This window comes from Pseudomonas alvandae (assembly GCF_019141525.1).
GTDB lineage: Bacteria > Pseudomonadota > Gammaproteobacteria > Pseudomonadales > Pseudomonadaceae > Aquipseudomonas > Aquipseudomonas alvandae.
In genome coordinates, this window is sequence record NZ_CP077080.1 from 5,457,291 (window position 1) to 5,474,053 (window position 16,763).

The following is a 16,763-nucleotide window of genomic DNA, read 5'->3' on the forward strand; positions in this document are numbered from 1 at the left end:
GGAATCGAGTGCTGGGCACTCGCAGCAACAGATACAGGGGCGTCGCCAAGCGGTAAGGCAGCAGGTTTTGATCCTGCCATGCGTTGGTTCGAATCCAGCCGCCCCTGCCATTTTCCTATACTCATCCAGGTATACCCTCAGCCTTCAGGTACTGCGCGTGTCCAAGATGATGGTCTTTACGGGGAACGCCAACCCCGATCTGGCTCGGCGTGTCGTACGTCAGCTGCATATCCCTCTCGGTGACATTTCTGTCGGTAAGTTCTCCGACGGCGAAATCACTGCCGAGATCAATGAAAACGTTCGCGGTAAAGACGTCTTCATTATTCAGCCGACTTGCGCTCCGACCAACGATAACCTGATGGAACTCGTCGTGATGGCTGATGCCTTCCGCCGCTCCTCGGCTACTCGTATCACTGCTGTTATTCCTTACTTTGGTTATGCCCGCCAGGATCGCCGTCCGCGTTCCGCACGTGTGGCTATCAGCGCGAAAGTCGTCGCCGATATGCTGACCGTAGTCGGCATCGATCGTGTACTCACGGTCGATCTGCATGCTGACCAGATTCAGGGCTTCTTCGATATTCCCGTGGATAACATCTACGGCTCCCCAGTCCTGGTGGATGACATTGAAGATCAGCGCTTCGAAAACCTCATGATCGTGTCCCCGGATATCGGCGGCGTCGTGCGTGCACGGGCCGTTGCCAAATCCCTGGGCGTTGATCTGGGTATCATCGACAAACGCCGTGAGAAAGCCAATCACTCCGAAGTGATGCATATCATTGGTGACGTCGAAGGGCGTACCTGCATTCTGGTCGATGACATGGTCGATACCGCCGGCACCCTGTGCCACGCGGCCAAGGCCCTGAAAGAGCATGGCGCTGCCAAGGTCTTTGCCTACTGCACACACCCAGTGCTGTCCGGTCGGGCGATCGAAAACATTGAAAATTCCGTGCTGGACGAGCTGGTGGTGACCAACACCATCCCGTTGTCCGCTGCAGCACAAGCCTGTGCGCGTATCCGTCAACTGGATATCGCACCGGTGGTTGCCGAGGCGGTTCGCCGCATCAGCAATGAAGAATCGATCAGTGCGATGTTCCGCTAAGGGCCCTGCCCTTTCCTGAATGTCTCGTTGACGAAAAGCGCCCCGCCCCAACACTCATGTTGGGGCGGGGCTTTTTTGCCCATACCGCTTTGGCGTCGGTCGCAGACGTCATTCGGAAATGGCTATTTTGGAGATACAACATGAACGATTTTACTCTGAATGCTGAAGTGCGTTCCGACCTGGGGAAAGGTGCGAGCCGCCGCCTGCGTCGTCTCGCAAGCCTGGTTCCAGCTGTAGTCTACGGTGGCGAAAAAGCCCCTGAGTCCATCAGCATGCTGGCCAAGGAAGTTGCCAAACTGCTCGAAAACGAAGCGGCCTACAGCCACATCATCGAGCTGAACATTGGCGGCACCAAGCAAAACGTCGTGATCAAAGCCCTGCAGCGTCACCCGGCCAAAGGCCACGTGATGCACGCTGACTTCGTCCGCGTTGTTGCCGGTCAGAAGCTGACTGCTGTTGTTCCAGTGCACTTCATCAACGAAGCTGCCCCGGTCAAGAAAGGCGGCGAGATCTCGCACGTGACTTCGGAAATCGAAGTTTCCTGCCTGCCGAAAGACCTGCCTGAATTCATCGAAGTCGACCTGGCTGACGCCGAAGTCGGCACGATCATTCACCTGTCCGACCTCAAGGCTCCTAAAGGCGTTGAGTTTGTTGCCCTGGCTCACGGTGATGACAAGGCTGTTGCCAACGTCCACGCTCCACGTGTTGCTCCAGAAGCTACTGAAGAAGGCGCTGCAGAGTAATTTCACTCTGTCGCCGGAGTGACCGGAAACATCGCGGACTGGAACGTAGCGAGACAACGGGCAAGAACGCGAAGTTTACTTAACGGTAGATCCGCAATTTTCGTTCGTTGTCGCCACACCGTCTGACGCGACATGTTATCCACCACTCCAGGAAGGGCCCCTATCGTGACTGCCATCAAACTGATCGTTGGCCTGGGTAATCCAGGCACCGAATACGAACAGACCCGGCATAACGCAGGGGCCCTTTTTGTTGAGCGCATCGCGCACGCCCAAGGCGTCAGCCTGGCCGCCGATCGCAAATATTTCGGCTTGACCGGGCGCTTTTCGCACCAGGGTCAGGATGTTCGCCTGTTGATTCCCACCACCTACATGAACCGCAGCGGCCAGGCCGTGGCGGCATTGGCCGGTTTCTTTCGCATCAAGCCGGAAGAAATCCTGGTGGCCCACGACGAACTCGATCTGCCTCCGGGCGTCGCCAAGCTCAAGCAGGGCGGCGGCCATGGCGGTCACAACGGGTTGCGCGACATCATCGCGCAACTGGGTAATCAGAATACCTTTCACCGCCTGCGGCTCGGCATCGGCCACCCGGGCGTTGCCAGTATGGTTTCAAACTTTGTCCTGGGTCGTGCGCCTCGCGCCGAACAGGAAAAACTCGATGCCAGCATCGACTTCGCCCTCGGCGTGCTGCCGGATATCCTCGCCGGTGAATGGAACCGCGCGATGAAAAACCTGCACAGCCAGAAGGCCTGACACTTATCCGAGGGGAAACACCATGGGATTCAATTGCGGCATCGTCGGCCTGCCTAACGTTGGCAAGTCCACCCTGTTCAACGCCCTGACCAAATCCGGGATCGCGGCCGAGAACTTCCCCTTCTGCACCATCGAGCCGAACAGCGGCATCGTGCCGATGCCCGATCCACGCCTGGAAGCCTTGGCGGCGATCGTCAATCCCAAGCGTATCCTGCCGACCACCATGGAATTCGTCGACATCGCTGGCTTGGTGGCCGGTGCCTCGAAAGGCGAAGGCCTGGGTAACAAGTTCCTGGCCAACATCCGTGAGACCGATGCCATCGCCCACGTGGTGCGCTGCTTCGAAGACGAGAACGTGATTCACGTTTCCAACAGCGTCGACCCAAAACGCGACATCGAAATCATCGACCTGGAACTGATTTTCGCCGACCTCGACAGCTGCGAGAAACAACTGCAGAAAGTCGCTCGAAACGCCAAGGGTGGCGACAAGGACGCCGTCGTCCAGAAAGGCCTGTTGGAACAGCTGATCGCCCACTTCACCGAAGGCAAGCCTGCGCGCAGCCTGATGAAGAACATGAGCACCGACGAGAAACAGGTGATCAAGGGCTTCCACCTGCTGACCACCAAGCCGGTCATGTACATCGCCAACGTCGCTGAAGACGGTTTCGAGAACAACCCGCACCTGGACGTGGTCAAGGCCATTGCCGAAGAAGAAGGCGCCATGGTCGTTCCGGTCTGCAACAAGATCGAAGCGGAAATCGCCGAGCTGGACGACGGTGAAGAGAAAGACATGTTCCTCGAGGCCCTGGGCCTGGAAGAGCCAGGCCTGAACCGCGTGATTCGCGCCGGCTACGAAATGCTCCACCTGCAGACCTACTTCACCGCCGGTGTCGAAGAAGTCCGCGCCTGGACCGTTCGCGTGGGTGCTACCGCCCCGCAAGCCGCCGGCGTCATCCACACCGACTTCGAGAAAGGCTTCATCCGCGCCGAAGTCATCGCCTACTCGGATTTCATCCAGTACAAGGGCGAAGCGGGCGCCAAGGAAGCCGGCAAATGGCGTCTGGAAGGCAAGGAATACATCGTCAAGGACGGCGACGTGATGCACTTCCGCTTTAACGTCTGAAGTGAAAAAAAACCGCGTGGCAGCGTCTGCCTGCCACGCGGTTTTTTTGTGCCCGTCAACTCAGCAAATGCCATTGATCGACATCTGGCGCCACCCCGATCAGGCCTAATTCGGCGTCGGGCGTCGCTGCGGGAGCAAAGACCATGTTGTCTTCGCCAAGGCTTTCCCGCCAGTCCCCAGCCAGTGCGATCTGGAACGAATGGCCTTGGGCGTCCGCTTCCGCATCCTTCAGGTAAGTGCGGTCCAGTGCCTCGTTGTAAACCAACTTCAGCGTAGTGTCCGTACCCTCTCCGAAACCGGTGTAGCCCAGCGCCGACACATCGATCTTGTCGTCAACCGTGAAGCCTTCGATCAGGTCGGCAAAGCTCTGGCTGTCAGTCCGGTAGCTGTCCTCGGTGGAGAGATAGCGGAACACGTCGGCATTTTCCCGATTGTCCGTCCACAACGAAATGTCGGCCCGGTCTCCGCCGTTGAGACGGTCGGCGCCCGCGCCGCCGATGATGACATCCGCTCCGGCGCCGCCGTTGATACGGTCATTGCCGTCCAGGCCACGGATGATCTCCGACAAGGCAGAACCGCTGATCGTATCGTTGGCAGACGTACCTTCGACGGTGGGCGCGGTAAACACCAGGTTGGTGCTGTTCAACTGCCCGACCAGATTACCGTCCAGCGCCAGTTCAAAACGTTGCCCGGCGGCATCGGCGTCGAAGCTCTTGAGGTACGTGCGAGTGCCGTCCGCGCTGGCCTGGATGGCCAAGGTACCGTCATGCCCGTCGCCAATCCCGGTGAAGCCCAAGCCGATCAGGTCAATGCGGTCCTCAGAGACATCGAAGTCCTGGATGCGGTCGCTGTTGTTCAATGTGGCGGTGCGGAAACTGTCGCCCAATTCGGCAAAACGGAAAATGTCCGCGCCTGCGCCACCTTGCAACACGTCACGTCCGCCGTCGCCCTGGAGCACATCGTCGCCCGCCAGGCCATGGATGATTTCGGCGGCATCGGTGCCGCGCAGGATTTCCTCGCCAGCGTACCCATCCACGTGGAGCTTGCCATCCTGGCTGCCGAAGCTGGTGTCCAGGCTGCCGTCGGCGTTCAGGCGGATGACATTGAAATCTCCGCTGTTCGTGCCGGCAGCCAAAATCCGGCCATCCGCTTGTACCGTCAAAGCCACCGGCGTGTCGGCCTCGAAGGTCACCGAGCCATTGCTGCCAAAGCTGCTGTCGAAGGATCCGTCAGCGTTGAGCCGCGCCACGGTAGCCAAGCTATCGCCCTCGCCATGGCCCATCACGATAATCTTGCCGTCAGCCTGCACGGTGACCACCGAGTCTTCGCCAAACCCCATGGCGGCGCTCAAATGCAGGACGCCATCGTCACCGAAACGGGTATCCAACTGACCGTCGGCGTTGAAACGCTGCAAGGCGAACGTCGGATCGCCCACACCAGCGGCGTTGTAGGCAGCCCCGACCACGACGCTTCCATCCGCCAGCACGGCAGTGGAGATCCCGCCGTTGAAGAACGGGTCTTCGGAAATATCGACGGTCAGCACGCCATGGTCGCCAAAGCCGTCGAACAAGCTGCCGTCATTGCCAACCTTGGTCACGGTCGCCTGGTCAAACCCGCGGGCACTGACCTGAAAGGTGCCGTCCGTATTGGCCGTCAGGTCGATATCCTTGAAGTCATGGCCGATGTCGACCGTCATGACGCCGTTCTGACCAAAGCCAGCATCGCGCGTCCCGTCGCTGTTATAGCGCTCCACCTGTATGCCGGTGTTCAGCGCCACAGCGACAAGCACCTTGCCATCGGACTGCACCGCCGTCAGCTCATAGCGGGACGCTGGCGCTGTCGTGGCCGGTACCATGTCGACGCCACCGTCATGAAAGCCGGTATCCAGGCTTCCATCCGCATTCAGGCGGATAACGGAATGGTTCTGTTCGTAACCGTAGCTTTCCTCACCTGGCGCCCCGGGGTATCCCCATGCCAGGTACTCGGTATAGCCGCCAATCAATATCTTGCCGTCCGACTGGACAGTGATGCTCTGGGCATCATCGAACTGGCCGGTGAGGTCGACCTGGACAGTGCCCGGGCCGGTTCTCACGGTATGGGAATCCACTTTCGTACTATCGAAGGTTGTCATGGTTTAGTCCTTTAAATAAATGCCGGATTCGTCACTCTGGAAGAGCCACAACGCTTTGCACGCTTCCGATCATTGGCTTGACCGGTGGCTTGCAGCCGTCAGCAGGCTGGATGGCCCTTTTGCTCGGAGGCATCAACGAGCGGCAAGTTCACTTCTGGCTGGGGGATGACGACAGATGGACAATAACCCTCCCCTTCCCACTTATTTGCCTAGGGAATCGGCCATATGTAGGCAACTTCCTAAGGAAGAGCAACGCGTCTTTATAGGACTCTTCTGAATTTTCAGAACGGGCCGTTTACCTATGGCATCTGCCCTTCGCCGTGAGCCAATCTGGTCCCCCTCGACAACAAAAAACCACGCGCCATGAGCGTGGGAACCCAGGGGCGACCATGACTAACCCACTCCCGACCTTCTTCGACCACAGCCGCCACACCCTGCGAATCTCCGGCCTCGACGCCCACCTCGACGTCCTGGCCTTTACCGGCGAGGAACACCTGAGTCGTCCCTACCTCTACCGCATCGAATTCACCTGCACCGAGCGCGACCTGGCGGCCACCGACGTGCTCAACCGGTGGGGTTATTTCAACCTGTACGCCGTGCCGCCACCGCCGACGCCCAAGGGTTTCACGCCGCCGGTGGTCAAGCCGCTGCGCGCCTTCCATGGCGTGATCTCAGGCTTCAAGCGCCTGTCCGGTTCCAACGACGAAGCCCGCTATGAAATCACCTTGCAACCGCGTTTCGCGCGGCTTGGGCGCGGCAAGCAGTTTCGCATCTACCAGCAGCAGTCGGTGCCCGAGATCGTCGAGCACATCCTGCGCACGCGCCACGATTTTCGTGGCGAGGAGTTCTATTTCAACCTGGTGCGCCAGTACCCCCGGCGCGAACAGGTCATGCAATACGACGAGAGCGACCTGGCCTTCGTCGAGCGCCTGCTGGCCGAGGTCGGCATCTGGTACCGCGTCACCAGCGACGATCGCCTGAACATCGACGTGGTGGAGTTTCACGACGACCAGCGGCATTACCAGCGCGGCGTCACGTTGCCGTGTCGCCCGCCGTCGGGCTTGTCCGCCGATGGCCAGGATGCCGTCTGGAACCTGCAGACCGCCCACCGGATGGTCGAGCAAAGCATCAGCTTTCGCGCCTACCATCACCGCGAGGCCCACGCCTTCCTGGACGGCGAAGTCGACCACACCCGAGGCGCCAAGGGCACCTACGGCGAGGCCTATCACTACGGCGAACCCTACACGGTGCTGGGCGAGCGCTACGCCCTGGACGAAGACCTGCAAAGCGAAAGCGGTTTCTTCTACGCCCGCCTGCGCCACGAGCTCTACCTCAACGACCAGACCCGCCTCAGCGGCACCACCAGCAGCGCCATCCTGGCCCCGGCGCAGCGCCTCGACATCACCGGCGGCGCGCCGAAGGCCTTCGAGCCCGGCGCGGTGATCGTCAGCCTGCGCACCGAAGCGGCCCGCGACCGCAGCTTCGTCGCCCACTTCCAAGCCATTCCCTACTCGGAAACCGTGTGCTTTCGCCCAGCGCTGCTGCCCAAGCCGCGCATGAGCGGCACTATCCCCGCCCGCGTCAGCCACCCGGTGGTCAACCCGCCCTACGCCGACCTTGACTTCGAAGGCCGCTACAAAGTGCGCTTCCTGTTCGACCGCGACACCTGGCAACCCGGCCGCGAAAGCGCCTGGCTACGCCTGGCCCGACCCTACGGCGGCGACACCCACGGCCTGCACCTCCCGCTGCAGGCCGGCACCGAAGTGGCCATTGCCTTCGAACACGGCGACCCCGACCGCCCCTACATCGCCCACGCCCTGCACGATGACCGCCACCCCGACCCGGTCACCGCCCGCAACGAACGCCGCAACGTCCTGCGCACCCCGACCAACAACAAACTGCGCCTGGACGACACCCGCGGGCAGGAACACATCAAGCTCAGCACTGAACACAGTGGCAAAAGCCAGTTGAACCTGGGGCATCTGGTGGACGCCGCGCGCAAGAAACGTGGGGAAGGGTTTGAGTTGCGCACCGATGGCTGGGGGGCGATCCGGGGTGGCAGGGGGGTGTTTATCAGTGCGGATGAGCAGGTCAAGGCCAAGGGTGACGTCCTCAGCATGGACCCGGCCACCGCCCAGATCGAAGGTGCCAAGCGCCAGATGGCCGAGTGGCAACACATCGCCCAGGCCCATCACAGCCGCACGCCTGACCTCGACGGTTTGCAGCAACTCCAGGCCGACGCAAAAGACCTCAAGGCCGCGGCCATCTTGCTCAGCGCCCCCCAGGGCATCGGCGCCGTCACCCCGGCCAGCCTGCTGCTCAAAAGCGGCGACGCGCTCTACCTGCAAAGCCACGACGACATCAACCTCGCGGCCGCCAAGCGCCTGTCGGCCCACGCCAACCAGGCCATTTCGCTGCTCGCCCAACAGGAAGGCCTGCGCCTCGTCTCGGGCAAGGGCCCGCTGGAAATCGAATCCCACGGCGACGTGCTGGCCATGAAAGCCCAGCAGGACATCAGCGTGCAGTCGGTGCAGGGGCACGTGCAGGTGACAGCCAAGAACGGCATCACCCTGGCCTGTGGCGGTGGGTTCATCCGGATCAACCCGAGCGGCGCGATCGACATCCACAGCCCCGGCAAGCTGAACCTCAAGGGGCAGCATGTCTGGGAACTCCCGGCCGGGCAGAGTTTTGCGTTGCCGGAGTTGCCGCAGTCGGTGTGTGAGGACTGCCTCAAGGTGGCCCGCGAAAACGCTGTTGGAATTCTTCCGCGCGAAAGTTAAGAAAAGGAGTACACGCATATGGCAACGCCAAGCGAATGGCAAAAACAGATTGAACACGTCTGTATGGCTTCGGACATACCGCGAGTGGACCTTCTGCTGGTTCAGTCTGATTGGGGCCATTGCGCCATCCCGGCCCTGAAGCAAATAAGCCCAGAGATTCCATGGCACTCGTTGTTTACCGGTACGCCGGAGGAAAACCTGCTGGAGCAGGCGCCGCTATTGATTCGGTTGAATCTGGCGCATTGGCAACATCGCGCCTGGCTGGAACAACTCATGACTCACTGTGCAACCGATGCACGGTTGCTGGTCGCGATCTCGCCATTGCCCTTCGATGCGCTCAGCCACGCCCTGCAAGCCCTGTCCCAAATGAAGTGGGGCGGGCAACCTGGCTTGTTGCGGTTCTACGACCCGCGAATCTTCCCTCTGCTTATCTCCTCCATCTTGAGCGACGAGCAACGTATTCAGTACCTGCTCCCCGTCAGTTATTGGACTTGGCTGGACCGAGATGACCAGCCGCAATGGCGACGGGGCGCCGGTCAGGCGCGGGGCAACATCGACATGCCGCCCTTCGTCGAACTGAGCGATGAGCAATGCGACCTGATCGGCTGCATTTCCGATGCGCAGCAGATGTTGAATGGCGGCGAATTTGACCATCTTGAGGACAGTAAGGAAGAGCGTTTCGCCTTGTTATATCGGTTGGCTGTGCAGGCTGGCAAAGAGAATTACTTCGGGAAACTCGATGATTACGTGAAGGGAACTTCGCTTGTTAATTCTTAAGGGCGGCTCGGTGTTGATAGCGAGAGATATTGCTGCGTAACAGATCGCATGGAAGGAACCGTGCGGACGAGACGGTTCTGCGTTTGAAATGCAAATGAAAAGGACTTTGCCATGAGGCAGTTGATGTTCTGTAAGTCGATGAGGCGGGGTTCTTATGCCTTGCTGGGGGTGATGCTGTATGGGTGCTCTTCTGCGGAAAATGAAATGGCGGGAGGGAACATAGAAGCCGTTAATCATACGTCGAATGCAATTAATTGGTTGTCGGTCAACGGATATCGGGCTGACGGAGGAGGAGGAAGTTCCTGTTGCATCATTATGCCGACCAAATGGCGCCCCGGCTTGATGGCTCATATCGAATGGGAAGTGGATCCTAATCGCTTTGCAAAGATTAAGCGAAGAGCAAAGGGGTTCGGTTTTGATGAGGAAGCATGGGCTGCGCACAAGGCTAAATTTCAACGTCATAGCGCCACGGTGGAAATTCCGGAGTGGTCAGGAACGGACTCCTGCGGTTTGAAAGTCCATTTCCTTGTTTGTAATCAAATCAAGGTCACTACCTCTTGCTGGGGGTACGGTTCATCTCATAACCCCATTAAAGAACCCTTGGAAATGAAGGAGCCCGCCATATGCCCGAAATAGAAAACAACTCGAAGGCGGACAAGGACCTAGGGTTGTCGATGCTAAGGAAACGGGGGCTATATGCATTGCTGGGATTGATGTTGTATGGCTGCTCTTCTGCGGAAAGTGAAATGGCGGGAGGAAACATAGAGGCCGTTAATCATACGTTGAATGCGATTAATTGGTTGTCGGTGAACGGATATCGGGCTGACGGAGGGGGAGGCAGTTCCTGTTGCATCATTATGCCGACCAAATGGCGCCCCGGTCTGATGGCTCATATCGAATGGGAGGTGGATCCCGATCCTTTCGCGGATGCACCACCATTAGGAACGGATGAGTTCCGGGCCTTTATGGTTAAGCATAAAACTAATTATCAACAGCATCACGCTACGGTAGAAATTCCAGAATGGCCGGGAACGGAGTCCTGCGGCTTGAAAGTCCATTTCCTTGTTTGTAATAAAATCAAGGTAACTACCTCTTGTTGGGGGTACGGCTCACCTCGCAACCCCATTAAAGAACCCTTAGAAATGAAGGAGCCCACTGTATGTCCGAAATAAAAGCTAATAACTCGAAAGCTAAGGCTTGGGCACCACCGATTTTTCCAGTCGGTGGACGGCTACCCACAGAAATACGAAAGGTGACCGAGAACTACAATAAGCAGCTTGAGGAAAAGAATCTATTTCGTCAAACGTTCAACGCCCGAGGGCAAAAACGGCACTCTGCGTGCTGCCACAGTTTGCATATCAGCCTCTTTTTTGACGGGACCAACAACAACGAGGACAACGATACCAAGAAAGAGCATCCAAGCAATATTGCGAAGCTGTTCCACGCGTCACTCAGAGGTACGCCAGCAAAAGAACGTGGCTACTTTTCCTACTACATGCCCGGTGTCGGTACCCCCTTTCCAGAAATTGGCGAACTGGATTACAGCGAGGATGGATTGAAGTTCGCCACGGGTGGCGAAGACCGAATCAATTGGGCCCTGGTGCAAGTCGCAAGTGCATTATCTTTTGCGCTGGATAACAAGAAGGAAATCGACCGAGTCGTCGCCAAGGCCAAGGTCGAGTCCATGAGCACGTCCAAAGGCCCCATGATGAGCATCTTCGGCGCCGGTCGACGACGCCAAGTCATGAAAGGTTTGCTGGAGCCGTTGAGAGCCCATGTCCCCAGAGCCAGGCCTGAAGTGCTGGGCGTCAAGCTCTTCGTCTACGGTTTTTCCCGCGGCGCGGCGGAAGCGCGCACTTTCGTGAATTGGCTGAGCCAGCTGTTCGACACGCCGGATGGGGCCGAGAATCCGGAGCAGACACTGCTGGGCCTGCCGGTAAGCATCGAGCTCCTCGGCCTGCTGGACACCGTGGCGTCGGTAGGTATTGCCCATGTCACGCCGTTTTTTGCCGGGCACATGGATTGGGCGGATGACACCCAGCTATTGCCGGACGCAAAAACGTTTCCCGACTTCGTCAAATGCTGTCGGCATTTTGTCGCGGCGTTCGAACAACGTGCCTGTTTCCCGCTGGACTCGGTCCGTAACGAGGATGGCAAGTACCCGCCCAATACTTATGAAGTGGTGTACCCCGGCGTGCACTCCGACGTGGGCGGTGGCTACCCGAAAAATGATCAGGGCAAGGCACGTGGCGGTACGAATGAACTGGTGTCGCAGATCGTCCTGCACGATCTGTATGCCGCAGCCTTCGCTGCCGGAGCGCCATTAAAGGTACCGGAGGCAGTATTGCCGGACAGCCTGAAAAGTCAGAAAAATTGGCGGGTCCTGGGGCTGGACGTGACAGAAGAATTCGATATAAGCCCTCTAGTCATCGAACGCTTCAACGCCTGGCACCACCAAACCCTGCATACCGTTCCACCCGAAGATCAGAACAGCAGCCCCTCCACCGACGGCTACCACCCTCTGCTCCTCACCACCACCGTCGAAGACACCCTGGCCGATCAATTGGGCTGGATCACCGGCTGGCGCATCGGCCGTTTTGCCAACGACCTCAACAAGATCGGCGACCGCTATCAATACAACGACAGCTACAAGCATCAACCTTTCTTCACCGAGGCCAACGAAGCCACCGCCTACGATACGGCCGAACAGCGTCGCGAATATGAAGACCAGAAACGGGCCGCGCTGAAAAACCGCCAGAAAGCGCCCGCCGCAGCGATGAACCATCCCGGCCCACCGATCTACGAGCCGCAGATCGATCAGACCCAGCTCAGCCAGGCTGCCACCGAGTTCAAGCACGACTACCTGGACATCGATCGCCAGCAGACCAGTTTGTCGGGCACGGTTCTGGACGTGGTCTTGCGCGACACGATGTACCTGCTCAACGAGAACGATGAGGTGCGGGACCACGCGAGCATCAAGGCGGCGGGCGAGCTGCGCAAGGAGCAGCTGTTCCTGGACAGGTTCGGCTTGCCCAGCCGGAAGCCGGGCCTGGCGTTGCTGGTGGCGTTGTTCGATGACCACATCCACGATTCGCGGGCCTGGTTCATGCACGACGCATTGGCGTCCCGTGAGCTATGGGCCGGTTATTTTTTCTATCGAATGACCTATTTCGGCAACGAGAACAGCCGTGCCCTGTCGCCGGTGGTGGTCGCCGGACGGATGCTGGGTGTGGCGGTGCTGGCGGGCGCCACGGTGTATGGCATCAAGCGCAGCGGCACGCTGGGCGCCGTGGGCGGGCTGGCCGCCGGCATGGGTGCGGCGACCATTGGTTATCAGGTGATCGACAAGGTCAGCGGTGCGGTGGTGCCGTTCCTGCCGGGCGCGGAAAAGATCCTGCAGCCGACGCGTCATATTGGCGAAGTGGTGATCGAGCAGAAGAAACAGATCGCCCTGGACGACCATCTGCAACGCCTCGAGCGGACCGACGAAATACTGCGGCTGGCCGGCGTGCTGGTGGAGTTTGATGGGGAGGTCGCCTCATGACGCCCTTGATACGCATCGGCGATCCCCTGCGCCCCTTCGGCGGCGAAGTGCTCGAAGGCCGTTTCCTGGCCTTCGGCCAACGGCTGTCCTGCGCGGGGGACGCGTCGCTGCAGGTGCGGCGTGCGCATATTCCTGGAGGGACGCAGAGGGATAGGCCGACATTCGTCGGCGAGGACTTGCCCACGCCAGACCCCGCAGCTCTGCCCGCCGTGCACAACGATCCGTTATGAACGGCTAGGCCGAGCACCAAGACTCAGTGCTCTAATCAGACGCACTGAGTCCTCTCCAAACGTTACCTGCGCCCAGCCGCAACTAGAACAGATAGCCCATGTAGATAGCCGCGCCGCCACCGGCCTGCAGACCGGCGTTCATGCCGGCCATGACCACTGCGCCCTTAGCCGAACGTGCCAGTTGCCGGTTGACCGTGGTCGACGCGATGAGCGAGGTCGCCGGATTGGAGCTCAAGGCCACCGACAGCGCCAACAGCTTGGGATCGAGTCCGAACAGCAGCGCTGTGGCCGAACCACCGACCACCAGGCCCACGCCCACTTCGGTGTACATGCAAGGGCCGGTGATGTCGTCGCTGGTCAGGTCGCGATCGACCAGGGCATCGCTGACAAACACCTTGCCGGTGCTGGGGAACGCCTCTGCCGCACCCGCCCCACTTACGCCCTTGCCTTTGATCTGGATATTGATCTTGCCGAAACGCGGCAGCCGCGCGCCAAACCCGACACCCACGCCGACACCGCCATAGCGGTAGCTGACGTCCTCGCCCTGGGGCGAACGCAGGATGATCGAGCCGCCACTGCCCGCCACCATGACCACGGTCAGACCGCCACCGCTGGCGGTCTGGTATTGCCAACGACTTTCATTGACCGGAATAGGGATGTTGTAGCTCATGCGTTCAAAGTCCTTTAAGTGAATGAGCCGCGCCGCGACCGCGCTGGCGGGTGACTTTCAATAGCCCTACCAAAGTGAATACCAAACCGATGCCGCCCAATAATGCCGAGGTCCCCCACAAGGCACCCCGATCATCGACGATGGCGCTGCCGGCCGGCTGCTCGGGCGAATAGTGCACCCGCACCGGCTGGTCTTTCTGATAACCGAAGATAAAGCCGCCCTGAGGGTAGGAAATCTTTTCGCCGCTTGCGGTGGTGAAGGCGATCTCGGGATGCGAACCACCAGCATTCAAGTGGCTGACAATGCCATCAGCCATTTCGGCGCGAGCAAGAAACTCGCGCCGATCGAGCGCCAGATTGAAGGCGGCGCCCAACAAACCAATGCCAATCAGCGCGAAAAGCAATCCCAGCAGTGTCTGTCCGATGCGTGACGGCGTGTCGTTAGCCATGGCAGGTCTCGGTATTCGTCCGTGAAGAAGGGCCCGCAGGATAGCAAAAAGCCTCCCCGCTGACCTTTTTTTACCTTGAAATTTTTATCTTGAAACTTTCACCTTGAACCGCCCAAGCACACGCTGCATCAACGAGGCTCGCTCGGAGAGATCCTTGGCGGCGATGGCACATTCGTGGGAGTTCGACTGGTTCTTCTGGGTCACCTCGTCGATCTGTTCGAGCCCGATGCTCGCCTGTTGCAAGCCTGAAGCCTGCTCGCTGGAGGCCTGGTAGATCAGCGAAACCAGGCTGGAGACTTCGCTGGTCCCGCTGACGATATTCTTCAGCGATTCGGCGGTACGGCCGGCGATGATCATGCCGCGCTGGGTCTTGCTCGAGGAATCGGCGATCAGCGCAGCTGTCTGCTGGGCCGCCTCGGCGCTGCGGGCGGCCAGGCTGCGCACTTCGTCCGCCACCACCGCGAAACCACGGCCGAGTTCACCCGCCCGCGCAGCCTCGATCGCCGCATTGAGCGCGAGGAGGTTGGTTTGCGCGGCAATGTTATCGATGGTGGTGATGATGGCCGTGATGTCCTTGCCCGAGTTATCGATTTCGGCCATGGCGGCGATCAGCTCACTCATCAGCTTATCGCTCTCCCCCGCATCGGCGCGTGAAGCCTGGGATTGCTCATCGGCTTTCTTGGCATTGGCGGCGTTGTCCCGGGTCTGGGCGGCCATTTGCGTCATCACCGCACTGATCTCGGTGATGGACGAGGCGGAATTCGAGGCGCCCTCGGACAGTGACTGGCTCAGGTCGGTCACCTGCGTCGAGCTGCCGGTGATCTGGGTGGCGCTGGCCTGAACTTCGGAAATCAGCTGGTTCAGGTTGCTGACCATTTTCTCCAGCGACTTGCCCAAGGTGTCCTGGGGCGAAGACAGCCGGACCTGCAGATCCAGGTCACCTTCGGAAATGCGCTCCGCCACCCTCACCTGCCGTTGCAGGCTCTCGGACATATCGTTCAGGGCGGCCGACAACTGCCCGACTTCATCTTCGGACTGCTGCACCAGTCGGCGCGAAAAATCCCCGAGGCTGATGGTCGCGGCCAAGGCAGCCGCCTCGCGAATCGGCCCGACGATCTTGGCGGCGGCATACCACAGGGCGGCCAGGGCCAACAATGAAATGACCAACCCTACCGACACCTGCCAGATACTGTTGTCGAGGCTGCGCGCCTGCAGCTCCTGCTCCAAGGCGATGGCCTGGCTCATGACCACGGCCTTGGGCAGGCGAATCAACACCGCCCAGGGTTTGCCGGTACGGCCGAGCACAATCGGCATCAGCACTTCGATATTCTGGGTTTGCGCATTCAGCAGGCCATCCCCTCGACCGCCCTGGATATCGCCTAGCACCTTTTCCCAGGAATCGGGCAAGAGGGCCTTGATAGGCTGGCCGATCAAGTCGGTACGCTGGCTGTCCGCGACCACCAGCCCCTGGTTGCTCAAGATCGACACCGTGCCTTTGCCGCCATAGAGGTCCGCAGACATCTGCTCGCTGAGTTTCTGGATGAAGGCGATGTCGAAGTCAGCGCCAACCACCCCGTAGAATTTCCCTTCGGAGACGATGGGCACCGACAAGGTGGTCAGCCAGACATTTTTCCCCTGCACCACGTAAGGAATGGGGTCCAACACGCTTTCCTTCAGGGTGTCGCGCGGGCCGCTGTACCACCCGCCCTTGAGCACACCATTGGCATGGCGGTCGGCCGAGTCATACTCGACCAACGGTTGCACCGCGACATGACCATCGGCGCTGCGCGTCCAGTAAGGCGTAAAACGTCCGGTCACGGGGTTGTTGCCGTCTTGTGCGTTGCGGAACCCGGGGTCCTGCCCGTCCAGCGCATTTGGCTCCCAGCAGGAATAGGTGCCGTTGAAGTCAGGGTTGTCCTTGAGCACATTGAGCAGCACGCTGTTGATCTGTTCACGGCCCAATGCCAGGGGGCTTTGCGAAGCCTTGCTGGCGGCAAAAGTATTGGCCATTGTGCGTGCTGCATCCAATGCATTCTGCAGCTTGGCCTGGATGGCGTTGGCACGGGATTCGGCCAGGTTCTGGATTTCCCGGATGGTTGATTTTTCAACCAGCGCACTGACCTCGCTCGCGACATATTGCTCATTCGACCGGGCAGTAAAGAGCCCGTAGACAACCAGGCTGACAGACGAAACAAACAGGCATGCGCCCGCCGTGACACAAATGCGTGCCTGCAACGACGTGAACTTCATATCATTCCCCACCCGATTCTATTTTTCGCGCCGCCATGAAGAACGCCGGCAGCCACCGCGTGCACGACTCGGCGAATACGACTGACGCTGCTTACGTCATGCACCGAAGTGGATGGCCGGGCATGGCGATACAGCTGGTTATTGGTTGAACGTGGGGAGATGGCGCGCAGATTCACTCTATGCGTCCGAGCGACGATAAAGGACATTCAACGTCAGGA

The 16,763-nt window shown here is 59.5% G+C and carries 14 protein-coding genes and 1 tRNA gene; 11 read left to right on the top strand and 4 right to left on the bottom strand.

From position 1 onward, the window contains the following. Positions 1-35 precede the first annotated feature (35 nt). The 5 genes from KSS97_RS24325 (at position 36) to ychF (ending at position 3,715) form a co-directional block, all read left to right on the top strand. Positions 36-110: transfer RNA gene (locus KSS97_RS24325), tRNA-Gln, on the top strand. Positions 111-157: 47 nt separating this feature from the next. Further along, positions 158-1,099 (top strand): ribose-phosphate pyrophosphokinase, encoded by a 942-nt coding sequence (locus tag KSS97_RS24330; RefSeq protein ID WP_003171603.1) that lies wholly within the window; start codon positions 158-160, stop codon positions 1,097-1,099. A 140-nt stretch (positions 1,100-1,239) separates the two neighbouring features. Beyond that, positions 1,240-1,842: a 50S ribosomal protein L25/general stress protein Ctc gene (locus tag KSS97_RS24335; RefSeq protein ID WP_030138576.1), complete on the top strand. Its 603-nt coding sequence runs from the start codon at positions 1,240-1,242 to the stop codon at positions 1,840-1,842. Between the two features lie 165 nt (positions 1,843-2,007). Next, the gene (pth, locus tag KSS97_RS24340) at positions 2,008-2,592 is read left to right on the top strand and encodes an aminoacyl-tRNA hydrolase (protein WP_030138575.1); all 585 of its coding nucleotides are present in this window, start codon (positions 2,008-2,010) and stop codon (positions 2,590-2,592) included. A 22-nt stretch (positions 2,593-2,614) separates the two neighbouring features. Continuing rightward, the gene (gene ychF, locus KSS97_RS24345) at positions 2,615-3,715 is read left to right on the top strand and encodes a redox-regulated ATPase YchF (RefSeq protein WP_217860324.1); all 1,101 of its coding nucleotides are present in this window, start codon (positions 2,615-2,617) and stop codon (positions 3,713-3,715) included. A 55-nt stretch (positions 3,716-3,770) separates the two neighbouring features. Here ychF and KSS97_RS24350 read toward each other — a convergent pair whose 3' ends face one another. Next, positions 3,771-5,846, bottom strand: a complete 2,076-nt coding sequence (locus tag KSS97_RS24350; RefSeq protein ID WP_217860325.1) for a calcium-binding protein — start codon at positions 5,844-5,846, stop codon at positions 3,771-3,773. A gap of 389 nt (positions 5,847-6,235) precedes the next feature. On the opposite strand from KSS97_RS24350, the gene KSS97_RS24355 reads away from it, so the two are divergent. The 6 genes from KSS97_RS24355 (at position 6,236) to KSS97_RS24380 (ending at position 13,177) form a co-directional block, all read left to right on the top strand. Next, on the top strand, positions 6,236-8,626 hold the full coding sequence (locus tag KSS97_RS24355) for a type VI secretion system Vgr family protein (RefSeq protein WP_217860326.1): 2,391 nt from the start codon (positions 6,236-6,238) through the stop codon (positions 8,624-8,626). An 18-nt stretch (positions 8,627-8,644) separates the two neighbouring features. Next, positions 8,645-9,403, top strand: a complete 759-nt coding sequence (tla1, locus tag KSS97_RS24360; RefSeq protein ID WP_217860327.1) for a toxin Tle1 chaperone Tla1 — start codon at positions 8,645-8,647, stop codon at positions 9,401-9,403. 111 nt (positions 9,404-9,514) lie between these two features. Beyond that, positions 9,515-10,039 (top strand): Tli1a family immunity protein, encoded by a 525-nt coding sequence (gene tli1a, locus KSS97_RS24365; RefSeq protein ID WP_438269615.1) that lies wholly within the window; start codon positions 9,515-9,517, stop codon positions 10,037-10,039. Positions 10,040-10,077: 38 nt separating this feature from the next. After that, a complete protein-coding gene (tli1a, locus tag KSS97_RS24370; RefSeq protein ID WP_217862096.1) occupies positions 10,078-10,575 on the top strand; it encodes a Tli1a family immunity protein in 498 nt (165 codons plus the stop codon). Then, positions 10,563-12,947 (top strand): T6SS phospholipase effector Tle1-like catalytic domain-containing protein, encoded by a 2,385-nt coding sequence (locus KSS97_RS24375; RefSeq protein ID WP_217860328.1) that lies wholly within the window; start codon positions 10,563-10,565, stop codon positions 12,945-12,947. Before tli1a (KSS97_RS24370) ends, KSS97_RS24375 begins: the two co-directional genes overlap by 13 nt. Next, a complete protein-coding gene (locus KSS97_RS24380) occupies positions 12,944-13,177 on the top strand; it encodes a hypothetical protein (RefSeq protein ID WP_217860329.1) in 234 nt (77 codons plus the stop codon). Before KSS97_RS24375 ends, KSS97_RS24380 begins: the two co-directional genes overlap by 4 nt. A gap of 82 nt (positions 13,178-13,259) precedes the next feature. Here KSS97_RS24380 and KSS97_RS24385 read toward each other — a convergent pair whose 3' ends face one another. From KSS97_RS24385 to KSS97_RS24395, 3 genes are all read right to left on the bottom strand, one after another. Continuing rightward, complete coding sequence (locus tag KSS97_RS24385) at positions 13,260-13,847, bottom strand: hypothetical protein (protein ID WP_217860330.1); 588 nt, start codon at positions 13,845-13,847, stop codon at positions 13,260-13,262. Between the two features lie 4 nt (positions 13,848-13,851). Continuing rightward, positions 13,852-14,295: a DUF3592 domain-containing protein gene (locus KSS97_RS24390; RefSeq protein ID WP_198796238.1), complete on the bottom strand. Its 444-nt coding sequence runs from the start codon at positions 14,293-14,295 to the stop codon at positions 13,852-13,854. An 84-nt stretch (positions 14,296-14,379) separates the two neighbouring features. After that, positions 14,380-16,545 carry a methyl-accepting chemotaxis protein gene (locus KSS97_RS24395; RefSeq protein WP_198796237.1) on the bottom strand — a complete coding sequence of 722 codons (2,166 nt, stop codon included), beginning with the start codon at positions 16,543-16,545 and terminating at the stop codon, positions 14,380-14,382. Positions 16,546-16,763 lie beyond the last annotated feature (218 nt).